At 55.5% G+C, this 25,145-nt stretch carries 28 protein-coding genes and 1 other RNA gene; 16 read left to right on the plus strand and 13 right to left on the minus strand.

Features of this window, described 5'->3' with window-relative positions; translation table 11 throughout:
- Positions 1 to 26: 26 nt before the first annotated feature.
- Positions 27 to 545 (minus strand): c-type cytochrome, encoded by a 519-nt coding sequence (locus tag RCCS2_RS01635; RefSeq protein ID WP_037293368.1) that lies wholly within the window; start codon positions 543 to 545, stop codon positions 27 to 29.
- A 121-nt stretch (positions 546 to 666) separates the two neighbouring features.
- On the opposite strand from RCCS2_RS01635, the gene RCCS2_RS01640 reads away from it, so the two are divergent.
- A complete protein-coding gene (locus tag RCCS2_RS01640) occupies positions 667 to 1,509 on the plus strand; it encodes a prephenate dehydratase (protein ID WP_037293370.1) in 843 nt (280 codons plus the stop codon).
- On the opposite strand, the gene RCCS2_RS01645 is transcribed toward RCCS2_RS01640, so the two are convergent.
- Both RCCS2_RS01645 and nudC read right to left on the minus strand, forming a co-directional pair.
- Complete coding sequence (locus RCCS2_RS01645) at positions 1,506 to 1,970, minus strand: SRPBCC family protein (protein ID WP_008230801.1); 465 nt, start codon at positions 1,968 to 1,970, stop codon at positions 1,506 to 1,508. The two genes, RCCS2_RS01640 and RCCS2_RS01645, sit on opposite strands and share 4 nt — an antisense overlap.
- 23 nt (positions 1,971 to 1,993) lie before the next feature.
- A complete protein-coding gene (nudC, locus tag RCCS2_RS01650; protein WP_037293373.1) occupies positions 1,994 to 2,941 on the minus strand; it encodes an NAD(+) diphosphatase in 948 nt (315 codons plus the stop codon).
- Between the two features lie 90 nt (positions 2,942 to 3,031).
- On the opposite strand from nudC, the gene RCCS2_RS01655 reads away from it, so the two are divergent.
- From RCCS2_RS01655 to rsgA, 3 genes are all read left to right on the plus strand, one after another.
- On the plus strand, positions 3,032 to 4,879 hold the full coding sequence (locus RCCS2_RS01655) for a bifunctional 2',3'-cyclic-nucleotide 2'-phosphodiesterase/3'-nucleotidase (RefSeq protein WP_008230804.1): 1,848 nt from the start codon (positions 3,032 to 3,034) through the stop codon (positions 4,877 to 4,879).
- A gap of 38 nt (positions 4,880 to 4,917) precedes the next feature.
- Positions 4,918 to 5,015: signal recognition particle sRNA small type (ffs, locus tag RCCS2_RS18055), an RNA gene on the plus strand.
- Positions 5,016 to 5,192: 177 nt separating this feature from the next.
- Positions 5,193 to 6,224, plus strand: coding sequence for a ribosome small subunit-dependent GTPase A (gene rsgA, locus RCCS2_RS01660; protein ID WP_008230805.1), 1,032 nt, complete (start codon positions 5,193 to 5,195; stop codon positions 6,222 to 6,224).
- Between the two features lie 30 nt (positions 6,225 to 6,254).
- Here rsgA and RCCS2_RS01665 read toward each other — a convergent pair whose 3' ends face one another.
- Positions 6,255 to 6,728: a protein-tyrosine phosphatase family protein gene (locus RCCS2_RS01665; RefSeq protein WP_008230806.1), complete on the minus strand. Its 474-nt coding sequence runs from the start codon at positions 6,726 to 6,728 to the stop codon at positions 6,255 to 6,257.
- A 91-nt stretch (positions 6,729 to 6,819) separates the two neighbouring features.
- Here RCCS2_RS01665 and RCCS2_RS01670 point away from each other — a divergent pair, with 91 nt between their 5' ends.
- From RCCS2_RS01670 to RCCS2_RS01700, 7 genes are all read left to right on the plus strand, one after another.
- Positions 6,820 to 8,565 carry a DNA polymerase III subunit gamma/tau gene (locus tag RCCS2_RS01670; RefSeq protein WP_037293377.1) on the plus strand — a complete coding sequence of 582 codons (1,746 nt, stop codon included), beginning with the start codon at positions 6,820 to 6,822 and terminating at the stop codon, positions 8,563 to 8,565.
- Entirely contained in the window at positions 8,541 to 8,954 is a 414-nt protein-coding gene (locus RCCS2_RS01675) for a hypothetical protein (RefSeq protein WP_156788399.1), read from the plus strand. Before RCCS2_RS01670 ends, RCCS2_RS01675 begins: the two co-directional genes overlap by 25 nt.
- A 1-nt stretch (position 8,955) precedes the next feature.
- Positions 8,956 to 9,300 carry a YbaB/EbfC family nucleoid-associated protein gene (locus tag RCCS2_RS01680; RefSeq protein WP_008230809.1) on the plus strand — a complete coding sequence of 115 codons (345 nt, stop codon included), beginning with the start codon at positions 8,956 to 8,958 and terminating at the stop codon, positions 9,298 to 9,300.
- 43 nt (positions 9,301 to 9,343) lie between these two features.
- Positions 9,344 to 9,937 (plus strand): recombination mediator RecR, encoded by a 594-nt coding sequence (gene recR, locus RCCS2_RS01685; RefSeq protein WP_008230810.1) that lies wholly within the window; start codon positions 9,344 to 9,346, stop codon positions 9,935 to 9,937.
- 97 nt (positions 9,938 to 10,034) lie between these two features.
- A complete protein-coding gene (locus RCCS2_RS01690; RefSeq protein WP_008230820.1) occupies positions 10,035 to 11,324 on the plus strand; it encodes a hypothetical protein in 1,290 nt (429 codons plus the stop codon).
- Positions 11,321 to 12,160 carry a hypothetical protein gene (locus RCCS2_RS01695; protein WP_008230821.1) on the plus strand — a complete coding sequence of 280 codons (840 nt, stop codon included), beginning with the start codon at positions 11,321 to 11,323 and terminating at the stop codon, positions 12,158 to 12,160. Before RCCS2_RS01690 ends, RCCS2_RS01695 begins: the two co-directional genes overlap by 4 nt.
- A gap of 10 nt (positions 12,161 to 12,170) precedes the next feature.
- Positions 12,171 to 12,794 carry a class I SAM-dependent methyltransferase gene (locus RCCS2_RS01700; RefSeq protein ID WP_008230822.1) on the plus strand — a complete coding sequence of 208 codons (624 nt, stop codon included), beginning with the start codon at positions 12,171 to 12,173 and terminating at the stop codon, positions 12,792 to 12,794.
- A 50-nt stretch (positions 12,795 to 12,844) separates the two neighbouring features.
- Here the strand turns inward: RCCS2_RS01700 and RCCS2_RS01705 are convergent, their stop codons facing one another.
- The gene (locus tag RCCS2_RS01705; protein WP_008230823.1) at positions 12,845 to 13,603 is read right to left on the minus strand and encodes a DUF1013 domain-containing protein; all 759 of its coding nucleotides are present in this window, start codon (positions 13,601 to 13,603) and stop codon (positions 12,845 to 12,847) included.
- 138 nt (positions 13,604 to 13,741) lie between these two features.
- Here RCCS2_RS01705 and RCCS2_RS01710 point away from each other — a divergent pair, with 138 nt between their 5' ends.
- Entirely contained in the window at positions 13,742 to 14,371 is a 630-nt protein-coding gene (locus tag RCCS2_RS01710; protein WP_037293026.1) for a ribonuclease T2 family protein, read from the plus strand.
- Positions 14,372 to 14,443: 72 nt separating this feature from the next.
- Here the strand turns inward: RCCS2_RS01710 and RCCS2_RS01715 are convergent, their stop codons facing one another.
- Both RCCS2_RS01715 and RCCS2_RS01720 read right to left on the minus strand, forming a co-directional pair.
- Positions 14,444 to 14,749, minus strand: a complete 306-nt coding sequence (locus RCCS2_RS01715; protein WP_008230825.1) for a hypothetical protein — start codon at positions 14,747 to 14,749, stop codon at positions 14,444 to 14,446.
- A gap of 107 nt (positions 14,750 to 14,856) precedes the next feature.
- Positions 14,857 to 15,630 (minus strand): alpha/beta hydrolase, encoded by a 774-nt coding sequence (locus RCCS2_RS01720; protein WP_008230826.1) that lies wholly within the window; start codon positions 15,628 to 15,630, stop codon positions 14,857 to 14,859.
- Positions 15,631 to 15,696: 66 nt separating this feature from the next.
- Here RCCS2_RS01720 and RCCS2_RS01725 point away from each other — a divergent pair, with 66 nt between their 5' ends.
- From RCCS2_RS01725 to RCCS2_RS01740, 4 genes are all read left to right on the plus strand, one after another.
- Positions 15,697 to 17,175, plus strand: a complete 1,479-nt coding sequence (locus RCCS2_RS01725) for an NAD-dependent succinate-semialdehyde dehydrogenase (RefSeq protein ID WP_008230832.1) — start codon at positions 15,697 to 15,699, stop codon at positions 17,173 to 17,175.
- 254 nt (positions 17,176 to 17,429) lie between these two features.
- A complete protein-coding gene (locus RCCS2_RS01730) occupies positions 17,430 to 17,936 on the plus strand; it encodes a porin family protein (protein ID WP_008230834.1) in 507 nt (168 codons plus the stop codon).
- A 277-nt stretch (positions 17,937 to 18,213) separates the two neighbouring features.
- On the plus strand, positions 18,214 to 18,750 hold the full coding sequence (locus tag RCCS2_RS01735; protein WP_050770788.1) for an RNA polymerase sigma factor: 537 nt from the start codon (positions 18,214 to 18,216) through the stop codon (positions 18,748 to 18,750).
- Positions 18,747 to 20,846, plus strand: a complete 2,100-nt coding sequence (locus RCCS2_RS01740; protein ID WP_008230836.1) for a vWA domain-containing protein — start codon at positions 18,747 to 18,749, stop codon at positions 20,844 to 20,846. The genes RCCS2_RS01735 and RCCS2_RS01740 overlap by 4 nt, the downstream gene beginning before the upstream one ends.
- 39 nt (positions 20,847 to 20,885) lie before the next feature.
- Here the strand turns inward: RCCS2_RS01740 and RCCS2_RS01745 are convergent, their stop codons facing one another.
- From RCCS2_RS01745 to RCCS2_RS01770, 6 genes are all read right to left on the minus strand, one after another.
- On the minus strand, positions 20,886 to 21,887 hold the full coding sequence (locus tag RCCS2_RS01745; protein WP_008230837.1) for a serine hydrolase domain-containing protein: 1,002 nt from the start codon (positions 21,885 to 21,887) through the stop codon (positions 20,886 to 20,888).
- 79 nt (positions 21,888 to 21,966) lie between these two features.
- The gene (locus RCCS2_RS01750; protein ID WP_008230838.1) at positions 21,967 to 22,650 is read right to left on the minus strand and encodes a helix-turn-helix transcriptional regulator; all 684 of its coding nucleotides are present in this window, start codon (positions 22,648 to 22,650) and stop codon (positions 21,967 to 21,969) included.
- Positions 22,651 to 23,016, minus strand: coding sequence for a VOC family protein (locus RCCS2_RS01755; RefSeq protein WP_037293029.1), 366 nt, complete (start codon positions 23,014 to 23,016; stop codon positions 22,651 to 22,653).
- 89 nt (positions 23,017 to 23,105) lie between these two features.
- On the minus strand, positions 23,106 to 23,861 hold the full coding sequence (locus tag RCCS2_RS01760) for a hydroxypyruvate isomerase family protein (RefSeq protein ID WP_037293385.1): 756 nt from the start codon (positions 23,859 to 23,861) through the stop codon (positions 23,106 to 23,108).
- A gap of 226 nt (positions 23,862 to 24,087) precedes the next feature.
- A complete protein-coding gene (locus tag RCCS2_RS01765) occupies positions 24,088 to 24,408 on the minus strand; it encodes a DUF1801 domain-containing protein (RefSeq protein ID WP_008230843.1) in 321 nt (106 codons plus the stop codon).
- A gap of 102 nt (positions 24,409 to 24,510) precedes the next feature.
- Positions 24,511 to 25,086 carry a DUF1285 domain-containing protein gene (locus tag RCCS2_RS01770; RefSeq protein WP_037293031.1) on the minus strand — a complete coding sequence of 192 codons (576 nt, stop codon included), beginning with the start codon at positions 25,084 to 25,086 and terminating at the stop codon, positions 24,511 to 24,513.
- Positions 25,087 to 25,145: the final 59 nt, after the last annotated feature.

The following is a 25,145-nucleotide window of genomic DNA, read 5'->3' on the forward strand; positions in this document are numbered from 1 at the left end:
CCAATTTGCAGATTGAAAGGTCTTTCTTACCCGCCAATCGTGGAAAGATACGCGATCAGGTTCGCCCGGTCTTCCACATCACGCATGCCATTATAGCTCATCGCGGTGCCCGGTGCGTAACCGCGTGGGTTTTCAAGAAACGCGTTCAGTTCTTCTGGTGTCCAGACCTCTGCCGCTTCAATCAGCGCGCCAGAATAGTTGAAGTCATCGTAGAACTGCACGGGGCGATTTACGACGCCATAAAGTGCCGGACCCGTGCCATGCTGGCCAGCTTCAAGCGCATGGCAAGACCGGCATCCCCGCCACAGGCCTTCGCCATCTTCTGCACTGGCTGACGCGAATACGACTGAAAAAGGCTCTTCCTCGACAACTTCCGCAACTTCGCTTTCAGCATCTGCGACTTCGATGACATAGGCCTGTTCGTGGTGTTTACCGTGGCCGCCAGCGTGATAAATCTCTTCCGAGAGCCATGCACCAAGCAAGAAAACAAGGAAAGTACTGCAAAGACCACCGATCACTTTGGTCATTGTCATTGTGTCGAACATGTCGCGTTCCATTCAGTTCAAAGTTTCGTGGTTATCTATCCGCTTCCCACACCGGGTTGCAAGGTATACTGCCGCGACCAAATGCCTATTTTTGTAGGTTGCGCACATGGAGGTCACAGTGATGTCGCAGAAAATCGCGTTCCAAGGCGAATTAGGCGCCTACGGCCACGAGGCTTGTGTGACCGCGCGCCCTGAATTTGCCCCCCTGCCCTGTGCAACGTTTGAAGCTGCAATTGACGCTGTGCGCAGTGGTGCGGCTGATCTTGGTATGATTGCTGTTGAAAACTCTACCTATGGTCGGGTCGCGGATGTACACTCGCTTTTGCCTGAAAGTGGTTTGCATATCGTTGATGAAACATTTGTGCGTGTGCACATTAACCTGCTGGGCAAAACCGATGCGGCACTGTCCGATATCAAAGAGGCCCATGGGCATCCTGTTATCTTGCCGCAATGTGGCGAATTCCTGCGCGCCAACGGCATCACCGGACGCACAAGTTCAGATAACGCCCGCGCCGCCCGCGAAGTGGCATCTGGTGATGACCCAAGTATCGCCGCCCTCGCGTCAGAACTGGCCGCTGATATCTATGGTCTCAAGGTGCTGGCCCGTCATATTGAGGACCATGCACGCAATACGACGCGTTTTCTGATCATGGCACGCGAACCTGACTATGCCCGCCGCGGCACCTCCGGCATGATGACAAGCTTTGTGTTCCGGGTGCGCAACATTCCGGCAGCACTTTATAAGGCGATGGGCGGTTTTGCGACCAATAGCGTCAACATGACCAAACTGGAAAGCTATATGGTGGGCGGTGAATTCACGGCCACACAGTTTTATGCTGAAATCGAAGGCCACCCAGATGACCACAATGTCACACTAGCGATGGAAGAGTTGGGCTATTTCACCGACCATCTGCATGTGATGGGTGTCTATCCCGCCGCTGCCAGACGGCACGAGAAGGCCTAGGTACCCCGTCTGTAGTCATCTTCGATCGTCTCTGCATAGTCCTGCACGCGGGTTTTGAAACGCGCGGTCATCTTTGTCTTTGCAAGCTTCAGTGATTGCAAAAGCAATCGTGCCGTCAGTGTTTTTGCGCGCATGTCGAACGATACCAAAACGCGGGTACGGGTTGCGGACAAGGCGACAAGATCGACCTGTGTAAGGGCAATCAGCCCATCGGACTGGCTTTCAATCTCAACGGCTTGTTCCGGTTCCAGCTTGTTTAATGTCGCCTCAACCTTGCGTTTGCGGCCCCGGAATTCGAAAGCAATATCCCAGACTGTTCCTACCGCAGCCTCGCCCTCAGCGCGGCAACTTACATCAATGCCCTGACGCAATGCGCGACGCTCAAAACTCGCAAAGTCACTGACCCGTTGGTAGACATAGCCAATGGGTGCTTCGATATCTTCGCGTGTGCTGAATTTCATGGGTTTTGTTTCCTAGTTTCCGCTTAATCAAGCCGATCTGACAGCCATGCCTCAAGCAAGAAATGCGCAATCGCACCTTTGCGGGCCGGCAATAGTTTGGGGTGATTGCCAGCAAAGGCATCAGCCATCTCTTCGCGCGTGACCCACATCGCATCCTCGATCTCTTCAGGATCAATCGTCAAATCGGTGTTCAAGGCGTCGCCCGCGCAGCCGAACATCAAAGACGCCGGAAAAGGCCAAGGCTGGCTGGATAAATAGGATACGGCACCCACACGCACGCCTGCTTCTTCAAAGACTTCGCGCCGTACTGCGGCCTCAATCGTCTCACCCGGTTCCACGAACCCGGCCAACAGTGAATACATGCCCTCTGGCCAGCCCGGTGACCGACCGACAAGCACCGCATTGCCGTGCGTGATCAGCATGATCACAACCGGGTCCGTTCGCGGAAAATGATGCCCATCGCAGGCTGCGCAATTACGCTGCCAACCGCCCATCGCCATTACACTTTCGGCCCCGCAACGCGCGCAAAACCGGTGTGTCCGGTGCCATTCAGTCACGGCTTTTGCTGTTGCTGCCAGTTCCGCATCGCGCAGCGACAAACGGGTCATCACCGCGCGCAGTTCAGCAAAAACACCCTCGGGAACCGCCGGATGCCGTTGTTCTGACGGGTCCAGAAAAAGGTTCAGCGTTTCTGTATCCAGATCTGCGGGTTCCCAAGCGGAAAGATCAGCTGAAAAGATGGGTGTGCCATTCTCGCGTCCCAAAAAGATGGTAGACACGGACGCATCAGCCATCACTGGATGATTGAATGGGACGCGCATTAGATCATCACCACAAATCAGAGGCTTACCACGCCACAAAAGCATGGCGCGCGCGCCAGCCTGTGTCTTTAACGCATCAGCCTGCGCGCGCATTTCAGCTGCACGATCAAGGCCCGACCCACCAAATGTAACTGTTTCTGCAATTTTCATCGCGCCCGCATGACATGGACCTTGCGTAAGTGCAATTTTTTCCGGCATCTTGCCATGGAAGCTGCGTTAATTTCTCGCTAGGGTTGTGGGATGCAGGCCATTCCTTCTTCCAAATTCGACAGTCCGATCGGGCGTTTGCGCGTGCTTGAAACGACTGATTTGCATATGCAATTGCTGGATTACGATTATTTCGCAGATAAGCCCGATCACAGTATCGGTCTGATTGGCCTTGCTGATCAGATAAAGGCATTACGCGATGAAGATGGCGTGACGACGTTGCTGTTTGACAACGGTGATTTACTGCAAGGTAATCCGCTTGCGGATCATATCGCAGCTCATGCAAAGCCAAACGAAACCCATCCAATGATCGCGGCACTCAACACGTTGCAATATGACGCCATGACGCTTGGCAATCACGAGTTTGACTATGGTCTGGATTTCTTGCGCAACACGCTGACTAAAGCAGGTTTTCCTGTCGTAAGCGCCAATATCAGCTGTGATGACGGTGATCGGCTAGCCGTGCCATTTTGCATATTGGACCGCGAAATCCTCTGCAATGACGGCAATCAGCGTCCGATCAAAATTGGGATCACCGGCTTTGCACCGCCGCAAATCGCGGATTGGGATGATGCGCGCAGCAGTAGCGGCATTAAAGTTGATGATATCGTCGCGTCAGCATCCCGTGTTATCCCTCAGATACGGGCTGCAGGGGCCGACGTGATTATTGCGCTCTGCCATTCCGGAATTGGCGCTGATGAACATCTGCCCCGTATGGAAAACGCGGCACTGCCGTTGGCCCGCGTTGATGGCATCGACGCATTGCTTTTGGGGCATACGCATGAAGCCTTTCCCGATCCCGCCATTCCGTCCACAGCAAATGCCGACTATGGGACCGGGCTTTTGCATGGAAAGCCCGCTGTTATGGCAACATTCTGTGGCAAATCGCTTGGCGTTCTGGAGCTTGACCTCAAATGGGATGCGAATGGGTGGTATATTGCCGGTCAAAGAACGTCGTTGGTGCCCACTCGTAAAAGCAGCGAAGACAGTCCGCTGCGTCGCAAATTGCGTGGTCTGGTCAGCGTCCCGCATAACGCAACACTGAACAAGATGCGCGCACCCATCGCGCAGACGCAGGTTCCGATCGCCAGCTACTTTGCGACAATCCAGCCGGACCTCAGCCAGCAAATTCTGGCGCGCGCGATGAAAAGGGCTGTCGCAACCGCACTCAAAGATAGTGCGCAGTTGCCGTTGCTGGCCGCAAAATCGTCATTTCGGTTCGGCGGGCGCAGCGGATTGGGGCATTACATCGACATCCCTCCGGGGCCTATCACCTTGCGCGATGCAGCAGCGATTTTTCCGTTCACCGATGCGCTGTGTGCCGTGCGGCGGACAGGCAGGCAATTGCGGTTGTGGCTGGAACGGGCGGCGGCCCATTACAATCAGGTACAGCCCGGCGTAAGCGATCAACCACTGATCAATCCGCAAAGTGCCGGATATAACTGCGATACAATCTTTGGGTTGTCCTATCAAATCGACCTGACGCAACCTGCCCGGTTCAACACACACGGCGTTGAAATCAACGCCAAAGCTGCGCGTATTCAACATATCAGGTACCAAGATCAAGCGGTTGGTGATGACGATATATTTCTTGTTGCCACAAACAGCTTCCGCGCCAAGGGCGGTGGAGGTTTCCCCACTATTGCCCCTGCGGATATCGCACTGATGACAACGCAATCTGTCCGCGGGCATTTGATTGATTACCTTACGGAAAGCGGGACCATCGCAACCCCGGTGCATGCCACATGGTCCTTTGCGCCGATCCCGCGAACAGCCGCGAGGTTTGCCAGCGCCCCTGCCGCGCAACAGCACATGATCGGGCCGGTCACACATATCGGCCCGGGTCCTGACGGGTTTGACACGTACCAGATCGCACTCTGACATCTTGCGAAGGCGCGTGACTCACCTTATATCAGCGTTGAGAGGTTGGCGCGGGCGAGCGCCTCGCCAACCTGGTCAGGTCCGGAAGGAAGCAGCCATAACGAGCCCCGCTTGGGTCGTTGTCAGCCTCTCACCTCGATTTTGCTTTTGCAAAGTCGTGTTTTGGAAACCATCCAACACAGGAGGATGTTTATGATTGTCGCGAAAAACATCCTCCCGGTCCGGGTGCGCTGAAGCTATTTCCGCCCCCTCGTCCGGTTCCCGCTGATGCTTTGGTATCGGCGCCTGAATACCCTTTGACGAGGACAGATCATTGACAAATCTGACACGCGACGCCCTTGGCTGGTCGCCTTACTACATGTCCCAACTCGATCTGGAAGAGTTGGAAACCCTTACCCCTGCCCGCATTGCCACGGTCCATCGGGATCGTGTCGTGGGCTTTTCCGAGGTTGGACCGCTTGAATTGATGCTGGACCCCGGCATCACAACCGCCGCCGTTGGCGTAGGCGATTGGGTGCTTTGCGCGCCTGAACAACATCGCTTGATCCGGGTGCTTGACCGACAAACCGAACTGACACGCGGAACCGAATATCACACAGGTGAAAAGCAGCTGATTGCGGCCAATCTCGATACGCTTTTTATCACCTCATCTTGCAACAACGACTTTAACCCCGCGCGGTTAGAGCGTTATCTGGCACTGGCCCATGACGCGATGATCACGCCTGTGATTGTGCTGACCAAAGCGGATCAAACCGATGACCCGGATGCCTATATCGATCAGGCACGTGTGCTGGGGCGCGATCTTGATGTTATTGCGATGGACGCAAAAACCGATGATGTTCCCGCACGTCTGGCACCTTGGTGTGGTCAGGGACAGACAGTGGCGCTGGCCGGATCATCAGGTGTGGGCAAAACCACGATTGCGAACGCATTGACCGGCGGGGATGCAGCCACGCAGGACATTCGCGAAGATGACGCGCGTGGGCGGCATACGACAACAGGACGATCGCTGCACCGGATGGGCAGTGGTGGCTGGCTGATCGACACGCCGGGCATGCGCGGGCTGGGCGTGGCAGAGGTCGCTTATGGCATTGATGCCACCTTTCCTGAAATTTCCGAACTGGCGGAACAGTGCAAATTCCGGGATTGCGAGCATGAGACCGAGCCGGGGTGCGCCGTGCAGGCGGCGATTAAGGCGGGCGAAATCGACCCAGATCGATTGAAACGGTTCAAAAAGCTGAAACGTGAAAACCAGCACGCGACTGAAACAATCGCACAGGCGCGCGATCGCAACCGCAAACTGGGCAAGATGTATCGGTCAGCGGTTAAGAAAAAGGATAGGTAGTCCTGCGTGTAAGATGGATCACGATCCACCTTACCCCTGGCACGCCCAGCGCATCTGGTCATCTGTTTCGACTGCACAGGGCCGCACGGCACGCAGGCGCGCCAATGCCGCATCCGGCGCTTCTCCTGCTGCAACCATTACCCGCAGCACCATCATCCCAGACCTGCCGCAACCGCCAAAGCAATGCACCAGCACCCGGCCCTTCCGTTGCAAAACCGCAAGCACTTGGTCACGCACATGCGGCCAGTCCCTATCGTCCGGCACACCAAAATCAGGCACTGGCAGATGCATCCAGTCTATCCCTGTGTTCCGCAAATCCAACCCAAAGGTCCCTGCCCCTTTCCGGTCCAACTCGGCCTGCGTCGTCATCGACAAAACAAGATCGGGACACCAGTCTAACAAATGCAGCCAGTCGGTATAGTAATGCCGCGTCCGCCCCGGCATCGGCGACAACGCCAGGTCCCCACCGCCAACAGGCAAACGATAAATTGCAAATTCAATCATGCTTTTCCCTGTTGCCCCAAGCATTGCAGTGGACCATTCACTATCACCTGCTTACTCTGACGTAACGCGCGAATCCAAATCCAAGGCCATTATGACCGACCAGCCCCAATACCAAGTGCTTGCCCGCAAATACCGGCCTGAAACCTTTGCCGATATGGTCGGCCAAGACGCGATGGTCCGCACGCTGAAGAATGCGTTTGAGGCAGATCGTATCGCACAGGCGTTTATCATGACCGGTATTCGTGGCACCGGGAAGACGACAACCGCACGGATCATCGCGAAGGGGATGAATTGTATCGGCCCCGATGGTACAGGCGGCCCGACGACAGAACCTTGTGGGCAATGCGAACATTGCGTGGCGATCATGGAAGGGCGCCATGTTGATGTGATGGAAATGGATGCCGCATCGCGCACCGGTGTGGGTGATATCCGTGAAATTATCGACTCGGTCCATTACCGTGCGGCCTCGGCCCGGTTCAAGATCTACATCATCGACGAAGTGCACATGCTGTCGAAGAACGCTTTCAACGCGTTGTTGAAGACGTTGGAAGAGCCGCCAGAGCATGTGAAATTCATTTTTGCGACGACCGAGATCAGGCAGGTGCCTGTTACGGTGCTTTCCCGTTGTCAGCGTTTTGACCTGCGTCGGATCGAACCGGAAACGCAGATCGCGCTGCTGCGCAAGATCGCAACGGCCGAGGGTGCGGAAATTACAGATGAGGCACTCGCCTTGATTACCCGCGCTGCCGAAGGTTCCGCGCGCGACGCGCAGTCCTTGCTGGACCAGGCCATCAGCCATGGCGCAGGTGAAACAACCGCCGATCAGGTCCGCGCGATGCTGGGTCTGGCCGACCGCGGCCGCGTGCTCGACCTGTTTGATATGATCCTGCGCGGCGAAGCTGCTGCGGCCCTAACCGAACTTTCGGGGCAATATGCCGATGGGGCAGACCCTATGGCCGTCCTGCGCGATCTGGCCGAGGTCTGCCATTGGATCAGTGTGATCAAGATTACGCCAGAAGCCGCCGAAGACCCCACCATCAGCCCCGATGAACGCACACGCGGGCAAGCGATGGCCACCGATCTGCCAATGCGTGTGATGTCGCGGATGTGGCAAATGTTGCTGAAGGCGCTGGAAGAGGTCGCACAAGCGCCGAACGCCATGATGGCCGCCGAAATGGCTGTGATCCGCCTGACCCATGTGGCCGACCTGCCCAGCCCCGAAGAACTGGTGCGCAAGCTGCAAGATGCAACGCCACCGCAGGGTGGCCCTTCAGGCGGACGCCCCGCGCCGCAAGCGGGCACCACAACTGCGATAGGCAACACCCCCGCCCCCACACATCCCGGCCCCGGCGCACCATCGGCATCGGGCGCACAAACGGCGGTCGCGCTGCAAGCCGACGCGCTGCAACACTATGCCCGCTTCGAAGATGTCGTTGAGCTGATCCGCACCCACCGCGATGTGAAACTACTGGTGGAGGTTGAAACCGGGCTCCGGCTTGTCAGCTATCAACCCGGCAGGATTGAAGTAAATCCAACGCCCGATGCCGCCCGCGATCTGGTTGGCCGCCTTGGTGCGCGGCTGCAAGCATGGACCGGTAACCGCTGGGCGATCAGCGTCGCCGAGGGCGGCGGCCCAACGATTGCCGAAACACGCGATGCGGCTGAAAATGCCTTGTTGCAAGAGGCGCAAGACCATCCGCTGGTCAAAGCCGTGATCGCTATCTTTCCAAAGGCCAAGATCACTGAAATCAGGACCGAAGCCGAAAAAGAACAGCACGCATTGGAAGATGCACTGCCTGAAGTGGACGATGAATGGGACCCGTTCGACGAGGACTAATTGGCGGGGCGCTTGTTCTGGGCCCGGTGCCCGCTTGGGCAGAGGTCTGCGACAAGATGCGACCAAACTGGGACGGCGCGCCCGTCACTGCATTTGGTGAGTTTCTTTACCTTCTACAAACGCCTGTAGTTCTGCTTTTGATCATCGCCACCGCGCTTGCGGTTCGTTTCCGCAGCGAATGGGGCGGATTGGTTGTTGTTGTTGGATGGAGCCTATCGACATTTTTGGTAACCGGATGGGGCGCAGATGGTGACTTGCAGGCACTTGCCATGACCGAAGGATGCGTTGGCAATTCCACGATGTTCATCATCGCCGCTGCACTGGTGTGTGTCGGTGTAGTGCTTTACACTGCACCGTTGAAACGGGACAAGAAATCAGGAGATCAATAATATGCTCAAAGGACTTGGCGGCCTTGGCGATATGGCCAAGATGATGAAGCAGGCGCAGGAAATGCAGGGCAAGATGGCCCAGATACAAGAAGACCTTGAAAATATGATGGTCGAAGGCGTCAGCGGCGCAGGTCTGGTCAAAGCGACAGCAACCGCCAAGGGCGAATTAAAGGGGCTTGATATTGATCCATCCATCTTCAATGGCGACGATAAAGAGGTGGTTGAAGACCTGATCCTTGCTGCAATCAAGGACGCGCAAAGCAAAGCAACAGAGCGCGCCCAAGAAGAGATGGGTAAAATGACCGAAGGCCTTGGCCTGCCGCCCGGTATGAACCTGCCTTTCTAAAACGACAGCATCCTCGGCATTCGTGAACCGCAGAAAAGCGTAGATGACAAACGGTACAGAAGACCTCGACAATCTGATTGCACTGATGGCCAAATTGCCGGGGCTGGGCCCACGCTCGGCCCGGCGCGCGGTGCTGCATCTGATCAAGAAGCGGTCACTGGTGCTTTTGCCGCTGGCCGATGCCATGCAGCGGGTTGGTGCCACGGTGCGCGAGTGCTTGAATTGCGGCAACGTCTGCACCACCGATATCTGCGATATATGCAGCACCGAGAAACGGGCAACAGGTCAGATCGCCGTGGTTGAGGACGTGGCCGACCTTTGGGCGATGGAACGCGCACAGGTTTTCAAGGGCCGCTATCACGTGCTGGGCGGTACGCTGTCAGCACTGGATGCAATCGGACCTGATGAACTGCGCATTCCCAAGCTGATCGACCGGATCAAGGCCGAGAATGTAACCGAAGTGATCCTTGCACTTGGTGCCACAATCGACGGGCAAACCACCGCCCATTACATCGCCGACCAATTACCCGGCATCACCGTGACCTCACTGGCGCAAGGTGTGCCTGTGGGCGGCGAATTGGACTATCTTGATGATGGCACGATCACGGCCGCGCTGAACGCCCGCAAGGCACTTTGAAAGCGTATGCCAGTGATCAACATATTGCCACAACTTCGCACAGGCCTTGCCCCAATCGCGCATTACGCGGACACTGTAACGAGGGGTCTGGATTAAGATGACAAACGATCGACGCCAAGAAGATTTCGCACAAAGACTAAGCCGTATTTCCAAAGAACGCGGCGGCGGAGTGGAACCGGACCAGACCGGACCGGCCCGCGATACGTCAGATTTTGAATATAACGTACCACGCGAAGCACACCCGATCCGCAATGGCATCATTTGGGTGATTGTTTTGGCCGCCCTCGGCGCAGGCGGCTTTTATGGCTGGCAAGCCTTGCCACAAGACCTTAAGGCGATGATGACAGGTGGCGATGCTGACGCCACCGCGCTTGCCCCGGAAGACATCCTTGAAACTGAAACCATGTCCGATCAGGGACCGATTTTCGCATCCCCTGCTGTCGCGCATGCGGGGACCGACCCCATCGCGTTGGCTGATGTTGTAACGCAAGTCAGCTTACCAACTGAAAACACCGCAGTTCGCGGCATCATCCCCATTATTCGCAACGCGCAATGCGTGCTCCGCAGCCCGGCGGCGGGTGAAAAAGTGATGGGTGTGCGTCTTGAAAACGCACTTTTGCCTGGTCCACTGCACGCTTTCTCTGACGCGCAAATGGTGGATCAACTGCTGCAAAATATCGAAGCTGTCGCACAAGATGGTGCTGATCCGCTGACTGACATGAAACTCAGCGGCGAAAAGACGGTACTTGATTTGTTTGTTACAGATACATCGGCCCCACTTTACCTGGTGCTGCAAAACATGGGGCCCGGCATCGTCTGGAATTTGCACACGGTACCTGATGTGGCAATTGCCCATATCGCACTGATCGGGTCAGATTTCTCTGGTGTGGCGAACTTGCCCGTAAATGCGACGACCGAAGCGTTATTGGTCAGCGATTTTCTACCGCCACATCAATACGGAGCCGACGACGTGCCGCGCGATTGCATGATCCGGCCGTGGCGCACCCCGCAACCAGATTGGATTGGGTCGCTGAAATCCGAAGCGGGCAGCCTGCAATACCAAAACCAGATGTATTCATATGCAGGGGGCTATGCGGCCTATAACAGCTGGTATACCGAAACACTTGGGGTTGATGCCCGGGCGGATACTGTGACCGCACGCGATGCCGCCCATGTTCTGCTGGGACCTGTGCCACAGGCACCTTTCGCTTACAACTCATTGGCGGGACAGGACATTCACATGGTGGCAACAGATCATTTGATGACCGGTGATTTTGACACACGCACAGCCGCCGTCGCGCAATTACAAGATACGCTGCTGCGCGCCGCCGTTGGTGGTGATATCGGCGCACTTGATCCACCAGCGATGGAAAGGAACAGCCAATGAAACGCGGTCGTTTTTCGTTTCTGCTTTTTCTTCTGATCCTCACCGGTCCCGTGATCGCGCTGAATTTTGGTGGCGCGAACCTCGTCGGCTGGATAAGCGAACGGGCCGGTGCGTTCACGCCACAAGCGCCCATCGTCGCGCAAGAGGTCGCGCCTGAGGATATACCGCAAGATCCTTTTCAATGGCTCAACGACAGACCCGCGCTGCGTGACGTCTTCATCCCCAATGAATTGACTGCGGCGCGCTATGTAAGTGTCGAAAAGATTATGACGCCAGAGGCATTGCTGACGCCAGGTGAAACACTGCCCGACAATAGGTTGCTGGGGCTTTACGCCGCCGCGCGCGCACCGGCCCAGTTGATGGGTTACTGTGCTGATGTTGTGGCAACGATTGGCGCTTCCTGCGATATCATCCATGCAGAGGCGCGCGAAAATCGTGAGGGGAAGTGGGTGATGAATGGTCGCCTTGCCTATATCCCCGCCGCTGATCTTGGCACCCCGGAAAGCGTGGAAAACGGGCAACTGATCAGCACGAAAGTGCTTTTGCCATTTGAAGGCGACCTGCGTCCGGCAAATGTGGTACAATCACGCATCAACATGTTGCGACAAGCGCAAGCAGCCTGTGATATGGTGCGCAATCAACTGGGCAACTGCGTGCTGACCCAGCTGACACTTGATGTTCACGAACTTTGGATCACCGACCTAGAACCGCTGCCTGCCGGCACAAACCCGCAGCGTGTCGAAGCCACGGCAGAGTTTACAGTCTATGCCGACCCGCTAGAGTTCGACCAGGCGGCGCTTGCGGATCTGGTCGCCAGCATTGTGAACCCGACCTAGACTGGAAACTATGATGGCTGACGCTTCGTTTTGGGACAAAGCCGCAAAAAAATATGCAGCGTCGCCTATCAAAGACACAGCGGCCTATGAAGACACGCTGGATCGCGCACGACATTACCTGCAGCCCGCCGATCATGTGCTAGAAGTGGGATGCGGCACAGGCACAACAGCGCTGACCCTTTCGGCATCTGTTCGCCAGATCACGGCGACCGATGTGTCTGGCAAAATGCTTGAAATCGCCGAAGCAAAGCGTGCGGATCAAGGCCGCACGAACGTCAGCTTTCAGCGGTGTGAAACTATTCAGCCGATGACCGACGCGCCCTTTGATGCAATCTGCGCGTTTAGCATTTTGCATCTGGTTGATGATCTGCACATCACGCTGTCGCATCTTTACAGTCAGCTAAAACCAGACGGATACGTTATATCCAAGACGACATGTCTGCGCGATATGAACATGTTCATCCCGCCTATGATCAAAATCATGAAGATGTTTGGGAAGGCGCCGGATGTCCTGCTTTTTGACGCGGCGGCGCTAGAGGCTGCATTCCGAAATGCAGGATTTGAAGTCGTTGAAACCGGCTACTTTGGCAAAAACACAGCCGCACGCTTTGTTGTTGCACGCCGCCCCGTATAAACGCAAAGGGCGCCCGCAATGGGCGCCCAATTTTCAGCACTGTAGCTGGTTTAGTCTTTGCTTTCATCATCATCGGGCAAGTTGAAGAAGCTGTCTGCATCGGCGACATCGCGGTTATCAGTTGCTTCTTCTTCGCCGTCTTCATCGCGCGGATCAGTCAGGCTAAACGTTTCAAGCCCGGCCATTGCACTTGGCATTTTTGGCTCGGCCGGCATCGACAATGACTGCTCTGTGCCAACCAGTTTGCGGCGCTCGTCATCAGACATTGCAGCGCCTTCTTTCTCCTTCTTGGCGTTGGCCTTTTGCACAGCCGCGTCCAATTCAGACTGTTTGCACAGGCCCAAAGCGACCGGGTCAATCGGTTCGATATTGTTGATGTTCCAGTGCGTACGCTCGCGGATTGCTTGAATGGTTGGCTTAGTGGTGCCGACCAGTTTGGAAATCTGACCATCGGTCAGCTCTGGGTGGAACTTGACCAGCCAATAGATCGATGCCGGGCGGTCTTGACGCTTGGACAGCGGCGTATACCGCGGACCGCGGCGCTTTTCTTCACCGGTCGCAGCTGCATAGAATTTCAGTTTCAGCTTATGCGTCGGGTCAGCTTCGGCCTTGTCGATTTCTTCCTGCGTCAGCTGGTTATTCGCAATCGGGTCAAAACCTTTCACGCCAGTGGCCACATCGCCATCAGCAATGCCCTGCACCTCAAGCTCGTGAAAGCCGCAAAAATCGGCAATCTGCTTGAACGTCAGTGTTGTATTGTCGCAAAGCCAGACAGCGGTTGCTTTGGCCATAATCGGTTTATCGGACATCTTTCATCTCCATCATATCAGCAGACAAGCCTTTCCCGCGCCCTTAAGTTGGGCAGACTGTGTTAACAGCCGGGTTCGCATTGTCGGGGAACTTGCGGTATATATATAGTGGCGCAGATGGAAATAGGAAAGATCAAAATGCATCGTTTGTTTGCTCTGCTGTGCTTGGTGGCGACACCACTTTCCGCACAAGACCGCGCAGGGGACTTTGACTATTATGTCATGTCATTGTCTTGGTCCGCGAACTGGTGCGCGCTGGAAGGCGACGCGCGCAATTCGCCACAATGTGATGCGACGGCGAATTTCGGTTGGATTTTACATGGGCTTTGGCCGCAATATGAACGCGGCTATCCGGCCAATTGTGCGACCAGCGCACGCCCGCCCAGCCGCAGCGATACGTCTGCAATGGCTGATATCATGGGCACATCAGGGCTGGCTTGGCACCAGTGGCGCAAACATGGTGTGTGTTCTGGGCTATCATCGGACGACTATTATGCGCTTTCGCGCGAAGCCTATGCGCGCATCACCCGGCCCGAAGTGTTTCGCGACCTGACCCGCGAGGTCACGTTGCCAGCTTCGCTGATTGAAGAGGCATTCTTGCAGGACAACCCTGATTTAGAGGCTGACCAGATTACCATCACCTGCAAATCTGGCTATATTCAAGAGGCACGTATCTGCATGACCCGCGGTCTTGAATTTCGCGACTGTGGGCAGGATGTGATCCGTGACTGCACCATGACAAGCGCGCAATTCGACCCGATGCGATAGGACAAAAAACGACAAAGGCACCGGAAAACCGATGCCTTATCAATTCAGTATAAATACCGCTTATGGCGATAATTAGGAATTCGTTGGTTCCACTTCGGCTGGCATACGGCTGCCATCCTTGAGGACAATCTCACCGCGCGTATCCTGACATTTGGGCGTGCCATCACGGTTGATGCGTGGGGTCATAAACCCTTCCAATCCATCATCAATATACCAGTGCTGGCAACCATCAGGATCAATCCAGACGTTCGCCAAACCGTCGCGCAGAAACCCGCCATCAACACCACCATCAGTGACATCATTGTTGTCGCCTGTCCGTTCGCAGGCCACCAGCGCGCCCGCCGCGAGAACAATCAAAACACTTCGTGCAATTCCCATCTTAGATACCATCCACTTTTGCGCGATTCGCGCGTTTTACCCAGTTAAAGCACCATATGTTGAGATTGCGTTTAGGTCTACCACCGCCAAAGGCCATATATTGCGATTTATGCAAGAACAGCCTGCGTCAGGGCGCTCTCTGGCTCTGCCAGCTCCTCAATCACATCAAAATGATGTTTGTTTGCGGCCACGATTTTTTCGCACTGCCACGCCATAGCCAGTGCCGCGGCCTGTTGCAGAAACACAGGCCGTTCTTGGGCGCCAACCCATACGGTCACAGGACATTTCGGTTGCGGCTGATGTACCGGGCTTTCCATTGCGGCCTGAGAGGCATCCAATTCCAGATCAGCGTTCATTGATGTCTGCATAAGCGGTGCCAGATCAGCGACAGGCGATATAGGCACGGTACGTTCAAGCCGGTCTTGCCAGCGTGCGCCGGGCGTTGGAACGCTGGCCATCGCAACCAGCTGCCCGCCTGCCGAGTGCCCCACGAGCCGAACAGGGCCAGGCACGCGCAAAGCGACAAAACCAATCGCAGCCATTATTTGACGGCGAATGTCGGGGATGCGCACATCGGGACACAAATCATAGGACGGCATTGCCACAGTCCAGCCATGCGCCAACGGTCCTGTCGCCAGATGCGACCAAAAGGATTTATCAAAGCGCAGCCAGTACCCGCCATGGACAAAGATAACCAACCCTTTGGATAGTCGTGGTGGATGGAACAGATCAATGCGGTGCCGCGGCCCTTCACCATATGCCAAATCCAGTTCACACATGGCCCGCGCGCGAAAGGTCGCAGCAGCCTGCGTCCATTTGTCAGGATATGTATCTGCCCCCGGAATATAGGCCGCATTTGCGTAAGCGTCGTCCAATTCCATCATGTCCCCCCTTTACGGCACCACCTTGCCTAGGTCAGATAGTGCCCAAACCCTAGGGAGGCCACTATGCTTGACGAAACCACAAACCTCAAATCAATGCTGTCGCGTCCTGATCTGGTCTGCGAAGACACTTTGCTGGCGGGGGCCTGGGTACAGGCGGCCAGTGGCAAAACATTCGAGGTCACGAACCCTGCACGGGGCGATGTCATCGCAACCGTCCCGGATTTGTCCGTTGATGAAATTGCTCAGGCCATCGCCGCCGCCGATGACGCCCGCAAACCATGGGCCGCACAGACAGCGAAAGAGCGCGCAAATATATTGCGCAAATGGTTCGATCTGATGATGGAACATCAGGAAGACCTTGCCATCATCATGACCGCCGAACAAGGCAAACCACTGGCAGAAGCGCGCGGCGAAATCGCCTATGGCGCGTCATTCGTCGAATGGTTCGCCGAAGAGGCCAAGCGCGTCTATGGTGAAACCATTCCCGGTCATATGGCGGACAAGCGCATCACGGTTATCAAACAGCCGATTGGCGTGGCCGTCGGCATCACACCATGGAATTTCCCCAATGCGATGATCGCGCGCAAGGTCGCCCCGGCCCTTGCCGCTGGCTGCGCTTTCGTCATCAAACCATCCGAACTGACGCCCCTGTCTGCTTTGGCGATGGCCAAGCTCGCCCAAGAGGCTGGTGTGCCGGATGGCCTGTTTTCGGTGATCACATCTTCGGATGCATCTGCCGTCGGCAAAGCATTCTGCGAAAACCCAGCGGTGCGCAAACTGACGTTTACAGGATCAACCCAAGTAGGACGCATCTTATTGGCGCAAGCCGCCGATCAGGTCATCAAATGCTCGATGGAATTAGGCGGCAATGCGCCCTTCATCGTCTTTGATGACGCCGATCTTGATGCCGCCGTCGAAGGTGCTATCGCGTGCAAATTCCGCAATAACGGGCAAACCTGCGTTTGCGCGAACCGCATCTATGTGCAGGCCGGCATCTATGACGCATTCGCCGCCAAGTTCAAAACGGCGGTCGAGGAATTGAAAGTTGGCGATGGCCTGAAAGATGGCACCACATTGGGCCCACTGATCGAGCCCAAGGCCGTGACCAAGGTGCAAAAGCACCTTGATGATGCGCTGTCCAAAGGTGGGGAAATCCTGACGGGTGGCAAGCCGCATGATCTTGGCGGAGGGTTTTTTGAGCCCACGATCGTTGCCAATGCTACAAAAGATATGCTTGTCAGCACCGATGAAACCTTCGGCCCCTTCGCCCCGCTTTTCAAGTTTGAGGATGAGGACGATGTAATCACTCAGGCGAATGACACGATCTTTGGATTGGCCTGCTATTTCTATGCCAACGATCTGAGCCGCGTGACAAAAGTGGCCGAAGCACTGGAATATGGAATCGTAGGTGTGAATACCGGAATCATCTCAACCGAAGTTGCGCCTTTTGGCGGGGTCAAACAATCCGGACTTGGTCGAGAGGGGTCAAGCCACGGCATCGAAGACTATCTTGAGATAAAATATATTTGCACGTCCGTATAGCGACAAATCTTTTTCCAAAGCCTGGAGTTTCGGCATCATTCTGTAACGACGCGTCAAAAAGCCAACCTCACAAGGCGTATTGGGTGGTTGGCGCACGCCGAAATGAGGCTGCTTTATTGCAGGCCATTGCACTGAACAAGGCATGGTAGTGTGATACTTTTACCCTTTCATGCCGAAGGTATTTGAATGCAGTTGACCATCACTGAATGACAAGAATATCGAGTGCCTATTGTAACAAGACTGAGGTACTACAAATGAAAAATATTGTTCTAGTTTCCGCACTTGCGGTTTGTGTATCCGTTACTTCTGCTGCTGCCGAAGGGCTTTATGCTGGTGCTGCTTTGACAGCTTTGCAGGCAGACAACGATGGTTTTGAAATCGAAACAACGAACCTGACTGCAATCGTAGGTTACGAGGTCAGCCAGACTTTCGCAGTGGAAGGCGAGTTCAGCTTTCCTATTGAAGAAGATGAAATCTCGGGCGTTGATGTTAAGCTCAACACAGCTGCACTCTTTGCCAAAGCATCGTTCCCAATTTCTCCCGATTTTTCGGCGTATGGGCGTATTGGCTTTATGAATTTGGAAGTTGAAGCAAGCAGTGGCGGCGAATCAGCTGATGAGGACGAGACAGGCCTTGCTTTGGGTGCGGGGGCTGAGTACGCGATGTCTTCAACCGTTGCCATCCGTGCAGACGCCACGTTTGCAGATATTGATGACGTTGATGTGACAGCGGTGTCAATCGGCGCGGTATTTAGCTTCTAAGCAAGCGTGATCTACACAAAATTACCTAGGCCCTGATCAGGGCCTGGGCGTCCGAGCGTTTTCAATTCGCTATCACTTGGCCATGAACGCTCATGTCTGGTTTACCCCATGAAAATTTAAGACTTAGCGATACAGCCAACCTTGGGTATATTTGATCGCAGACAGGCCCATAGTGGCAGTACAAAGCCATATTCTGCTTTAAACTAATGCTTCCAAGAAAATTTCAAAATCATTCCAAGGATTGACCATTGGGCTGCGTCAAACCACCGTGATGCGCATGATGACAAGCGACGAAGATTTAGCCACAGCAGCGGCCGCCGGTGACGGTGCCGCTTTTGCAAGCTTGCTTGATCGCCACTATGACAGGCTCTTTGCGTTCTGCTTTCGCATCACCGGATCGCGCAGCGAAGCCGAGGACCTTACACAGGACATTTGCGCGGCTTTGCCTGCGAAACTTGCCAGCTATCAACGCCGCGCCAAGGTCACCACTTGGCTTTACCGGGTTGCCGTTAACGCGGCCCACGATCGCCGCCGCAAGCGCGCGACTTATGCCAAGGCCACCGCAGGATGGGGCGATTGGGAAGTGAACCGCACCGCCGCCCATGCAGACACCAGCCAGAAACTGGATTGGCTAACGGCGGCAATGAGACAGTTATCAACCGACCTGCGCAATACGCTCGCCCTCGTGCTGGATGACATGACACATGCCCAAGCCGCCGAAGTGATGGGCGTTTCTGAGGGGACCATCAGTTGGCGTATCTCAGAGGCGAAAAAGGCGCTCCGCGCACTCAAGGAACAAGAGGACATGGTATGACCGATGACCTGAATGACCTCAAAGCGATGATGGACAAGGCAACGCCACAGCCCGATGCGGCGCGGCGGGCCGAAAACATCGCGTTGGCACAGAAAAGTTTCGCGGACCTCCAAGGATCGCGCGATGCTGCGCGTCCCACTGCTGTAACCGGGCCAAAGGGCCTTTGGACAGGAGTGAAGACGATGCTGAACACAATCACGACAAAAGGTGGGCTGACCACAACAACGGCGCTGGTCGCCTGCGGTTTTCTGTTTTTGACACCACAGGGCCAGGATATTTTGCGCCCCCCATCCGCGCCGCAGATCACAATGACTGAGTTTGATAATGCGATTCCACAGCCACAGATCGAAACCGGCCCTTTGACGGATGATTTTTCAGAAGACGCGATTATCCAAGATGCGCCAGCTGACGCAGGCGCCGAACTGATACTAGGTCCAATGGAAGCGCCCGAACAGGAACTCTCTTTTGCGGATCGTTCGCGCCCGGCGGTGCCCAAGGAACTTCCGCAAGTGACAAACGAAGCGCTGATGCCGCAAATGGAGGACGCCGATATAGACGAGGCCATGCGACAACAGCAGACGCGCGCTGTTCAGGGCCGTCAATCGTTGAACGCAGCCCCCGCCGCGCCATCCGAGATCACGGCAGCGCCGCGTATCGTTGTGCCAGCGCCAAGCGTTGACGATGTCACAATCATGCCGGCCCCAAACACTGAGACCTTTGCCAACGATGACCCCAATCCGCTCAAGATCACAGCAGAGGAACCTGTTTCGACTTTTTCAATCGACGTCGATACCCCCGCCTACGCTGTTGTTCGGTCATCGCTATCGCGTGGCCAGTTGCCACCCGCGCAGGCCGTGCGGATTGAAGAGTTGGTGAATTACTTCCCCTATGATTATCCAACGCCGGATGCAGGCGAGGCCCCGTTTCGGCCGACCGTCACCACATTCCAGACCCCATGGAACGCGGACACACAGCTGGTACACATCGCCCTGCAAGGCCAGATGCCCGAAGTTGCAGCGCGCCCGCCGCTCAATCTGGTGTTCTTGATCGACACGTCTGGGTCTATGGACGACCCAACCAAGCTTCCCCTGCTCAAGCAGTCGTTCCGGCTGATGCTGGACCAACTGCGCCCCGAAGATCAGGTGGCGATTGTCGAATACGCAGGCAGCGCAGGGCAGGTTTTAGTACCTACATCGGCGTCCGAACGCACCACAATTCTGCAAGCAATCCAATCGCTGGGTGCGGGTGGATCAACCAACGGACAAGGTGGATTGGAGCAAGCCTATAGCGTTGCCGAGGCGATGCGCGAGGATGGTGAGGTGAACAGGGTCATTCTGGCCACCGACGGCGACTTCAATGTCGGGCTCAGCAACCCCGATGCGCTCAAGGATTTCATCGCGGACAAGCGCGAGACAGGAACCTACCTAAGCGTGCTTGGCTTTGGTCGCGGCAATCTGGATGATGCCACGATGCAGGCGCTTGCACAGAACGGTAATGGGACGGCGGCCTATATCGACACGTTATCAGAAGCGCAGAAGGTGCTGGTTGATCAGCTATCCGGCGCGCTTTTCCCGATTGCCGGGGATGTGAAGGTGCAGGTTGAATTCAACCCCGCGCAAGTCGCTGAATACCGGCTGATCGGGTATGAGACCCGCGCGTTGAACCGTGAGGATTTCAACAATGACACAGTTGATGCAGGCGAGCTGGGTGCAGGCCATGCAGTCACGGCGATTTACGAAGTGACGCCGGTTGGCAGCCCTGCACAATTGAGCGATCCGCTTCGCTATGGCGCCAATACGGTTGCGGAAACATCAGACGAGTTGGGTTTTCTGAAACTGCGCTACAAAGAACCCGGTGAAGCCGTCAGCCAACTGATCGAAACGCCAATCACTGGCAGCAGCGTGCCCGGAACCGAGGCCAATTTTGCCGCTGCGATTGCCGGGTTCGGACAGCTGTTACGGGATGACAGGTTTCTAGGTAATTGGGGCTATGATGACGCGATTGCGCTGGCCAATGCGAACCGGGGTGAGGATAGCTTTGGCTACCGCACCGAAGCGGTGCAGTTGATGCGGTTGGCGCAAAGCCTTTCGCGATAGATGTAAGACGTAAGGTGGATCATGATCCACCTTACCCCATCAACTGATTTGCGATTTCGCGAGCGGCAGGATTTGCCGCTCGATCAGTCTTTGCAGATCACCAAAATACCCACCACTGCGCGCCGGTCGCAGAGGGTCTGATGTGATCGCCAAGGTCAGTTCAATATCCGGCGCTACGCAAATGATCTGTCCACCATAACCCCGTGCCAAAGCGTATCGGACACCGGCCCCTTCGCCCAGAAACCAGCCATAGCCGTAATCAAGGCCAGAAAAGAAAGACTGCGTGCGCCGCTCAAGTGATCGCGTGACCCAATCAGAACTCAGCACGCGCACGCCAGCGAACTGCCCACCCAGACGGTACATTTCGCCAAACCCTACCATGGCATCAAGCGAAAGTGCCATTTCATTGCCGCCCAGGTAACGGCCCTGCGGATCGCGCGTCCATGCGGGGATATCAATGCCCAGTGGTGCGCCCAGCCTTTCGCGGGCAAGAGACAAAAGTGATTGTCCCGAAACCTCACTCAGCACGGCCCCCAAAACGTGAAATGACCCGGTCGAATATAGCATCCGCGCGCCCGGTTCGGCCACAAAGGGGCGCCCGAGTGCATTTGCAACCCAATTGCTGCTGCTCACCCACTCGCCATAATTCGCACCGGACGTCCGCTCTAACCCGGCTTGCATCGTCACCAGATTTTCAACCGTGATGTCGAACACACGCGGATCGGCATTGGCGGGGATCAAACGGGGGGCCACATCGCCCAAGGTGTCCGTCACAGAACCAAGTTCACCACGATCCAACGCTGCACCTGTCAAGGCCGCGACAATGGTCTTTGAAACTGACTTGATGGGTACTGCACCGCCTAAACCTGGTCCACGAAACCGTTCTGTCAGAACCACCAACCCCGATTGCCGCACCATCAACGCATGGCATTGATCAAAGCCCTGTGCGGTTTCGGATACACCCGCCCACGCATCTGTCTGTGCAAACATAGGTGACGCCAGCGATGCCGCCCCCGCCATAAGAAACCCGCGCCGTTTCATCTTCGTATCCTATCCACAAGACTATCCGTGCGTGAAGATAGGCTGCTGAACAGTTTCCGCCATTAACAATAGCGTGCGATCAGTGCCGGTAGGCAGCAGTCTCGTAAAACTCGCGCAAAGTCTGGCCTTTCACGGGGCGATACCGGTCAAGTTCCTCAAGCTGGGAAATACGGTCCAGCCGGAACATCCGGAACCCTTCGCGCAATTCGCACCAACATACTGCGGTCCAGACCTTACCCCAGAACCAGACACCCAAGGGGCGCACCACGCGCGAGGTCGTGTTCCCAGCCTCATCGGCATAGTCCATTTGCAGCCGGATATGCGCTTCTGACGCGGCTTCGAACCTGTCCAGATAATCGCGCCAATGCCCCTGTTGCTCGGCCCCTTCCATTACATGCACATTAACCTGGCCAACCTGTCTGCGCGCGTCATCGGGCAGTACAGCGTCGATTTTGACCAAGGCTTCCTGCGCCGCAGCGGCCATCTTTGTGCCGCCCCACGTCTGCAAAATCCGCGCGCCTGATACCAAGGCCACAATTTCATCATGAGTGAACATCAGAGGCGGCAGATCATAGCCATCGCGCATTAGATACCCAACGCCTGCCTCGCCCTCTATCGGCACACCAGAGCCGATCAGATGGGCCACATCGCGGTAAATTGTCCGCGGCGTGACCTCCAGTTTTTCGGCCAGTTGCGCCGCCGTGGTCAGCCGACCGCCCCGCAGATACTGCAGTATCTGAAAAAGGCGGTCGGCGCGGCGCATTTAAGCAGCCGCCTCGAACAGGCCGATGGAATTGCCGTCAAGGTCTTTGGCATAGGCAAAACGACCTGCCGGAATTGCGATGGCCGGGCTGATGACCTGACCGCCCGCTTTCCAGCAGCGATCAATCCCCGCTTCCAATGTATCTTCGATGGCAAGGTGAATGGTATTGCCCCCATCCGCCGCAGGCTTGCCCGGATAAAGATGTGCGCCTGCGCTATTCTCTGATCCACCCAGAACAGCCATTGGGTTCGGCCCGGAATTGTCGATTTTCATGTCATAGCCAAACACCGTATTATAAAATGCTACGGACCTATCCATGTCGGTCACCGGAATTTCACCCCAGGCCATTATTGTACGATCGCTCATGTCTCATCTCCTTGTTTTGAGGTTGATGGACATCTTTAAGCATACCCCTGCTGACAGCATTATGTCAGCATGGTTTCAGCAGGCGTCAGTTAACTGTCAGCAATCCAGCCCAAACCATCGGCCGTCGTCGTGCGTGGCTTATACTCCCCAGCGACCCAGCCCCGATAACCCTGCGCATCCAGCATCGCAAAGAACGTCGGATAGTCTATTTCACCCTGATCAGGTTCGCCTCTGTCAGACACCTGCGCGACTTGCACGTGCGCTGTAATATCGCGCATAGCATCCCACGTGCCCAAGACATCACCAGTAATTTTCGCGGCATGGAACGTGTCAAACTGTAGCTGCAGGTTTGCGGCGTCGATTGCTGTGATAACCTCTCGTCCAAGATTAAAATCGTTCAGGAAATACCCCGGCATTGTTTCACCATTGATAGGCTCAATTGTCAGGCTTTGTTCCGGTGCTTCTGCCGCTGCCCAGCGCAGATTATTGATAAATGTGGCTTTGGCCGCATCGCCCGCGGCCACGCCAGACATGATATGCAGATGTGTCGCACCAAGTGTTTGCGCGTAACGCAAAGCCCGTCCAAAATCTTTCTTGAACCGTTCTTCCAATCCGGGGATGGCCGCAAATCCCTGCGGTCCGCCGGTATAGTTTGGCGGCGGGCAGTTGATCAGTGCCATTTGCAATTCATGCTTGCCCAATTCGTTGACGATATCCTGCGCATTAATGTCATACGGGAAAAGAACTTCTACTGCGTCAAAGCCCGCCTCTTTCGCTGCTTCAAACCGTTCCAGAAACGGAAGTTCCGTGAAGAGCCAAGTCAGGTTGGCGCAGAAATTCGGCATTGGATGTCCTTCAGGCTGTTCACGGGTTTGAGCCGCACAAGACTGAAATTCATCTGTTTTTGCAAGTTGTACGCGAAACATCTAACGCGTCAGAATAGCAACATGATGGAAAGACTAAGTTCAGACGTCTCATAATCACGCTATTGATGCCGCTTTATGATCGGCCGCGGTGGCGCAATCACAAGATGGCGTATGACAATTGACTGGTATCCACTTTAGCGCCCGTTCAATCCGCAACGGCTTGCCGCACATAAGCGGCCTGTTCCTTTTCCTTTATGTCGCCCGGCGTGCGCAGCTTCAAATGCCGCCGCATTTTGCCGCTACCTTCCAGATGATCATCGGAATCATCAAAAGACGCGCCATTGGAGAACTCAACCGACACGTGGTCTTTATAGGTAAAAATGCCGCCAAAAAACTGCTTGTCGTCATCCGGGTCGAGGGCAAAAACCTCACCACCGTACTTTGACACAAACCGCACATCCGGCGCGATCTGGTCCACCAATTCCTTTACGGCAAGCGTAATCTCTTCACTGGTTGATTGGTCCATCTCACCCTCGCTTTGTCGTCATCTTTGGCTGTAGCCACCCTAAAGACCCCAAATCATTTGAAAAAACGGCAACGTATCTCTGCTGACATATCTTGTCGCAGGTTACTCCAGTTCTGCCGATGGGATGATCGGGAAAAACACACCTTGCGAGCGGATGCCGAACCATCGCGCGCCTTCGTGATCAGCGTGTACACCGATATCCACCAAGCGGTAGAAGGATTTGCGATCAATCAACGCCTCAAGATTGGTCCGCACCAGCACATAGGGCGATGGTTCGCCTGTTTCGGGGTCGCGCACAACGCGGATTGGGTGATCAGGGCCCGCCGTCATACGGTCGCCGACATTTGTTTCAAACTCCAGCCCATCGTCGCGTTTGTTGAAATCAACGGCGACAAACGGTGCGTCATCAACCGTGATCCCGACCTTTTCAACCGGGGTGACAAGCACGTAGTCATCCCCATCTTTGCGCAGAATCGTCGAAAATAGCTTGACCAGCTCAGGCCGACCAATCGGTGTTCCCAGGTAAAACCACGTCCCGTCCCGCGCAATCCGCATGTCGATGTGCCCGCAATGCGGCGGATTCCACAGGTGAACCGGTGGTAAACCGCCCTTTTGGGCAGCACGCGCGCTACTGGCGAGGCTTTCGGCGCTTGGTGTCACAATCTTTTGTGTGGTCATTCTTTTTGCCATTGGGTGTGATGGGATTATCTGTTGTGATGCACGATATAGTTCAACCG

Source organism: Roseobacter sp. CCS2 (assembly GCF_000169435.1).
Classification (GTDB): domain Bacteria; phylum Pseudomonadota; class Alphaproteobacteria; order Rhodobacterales; family Rhodobacteraceae; genus Yoonia.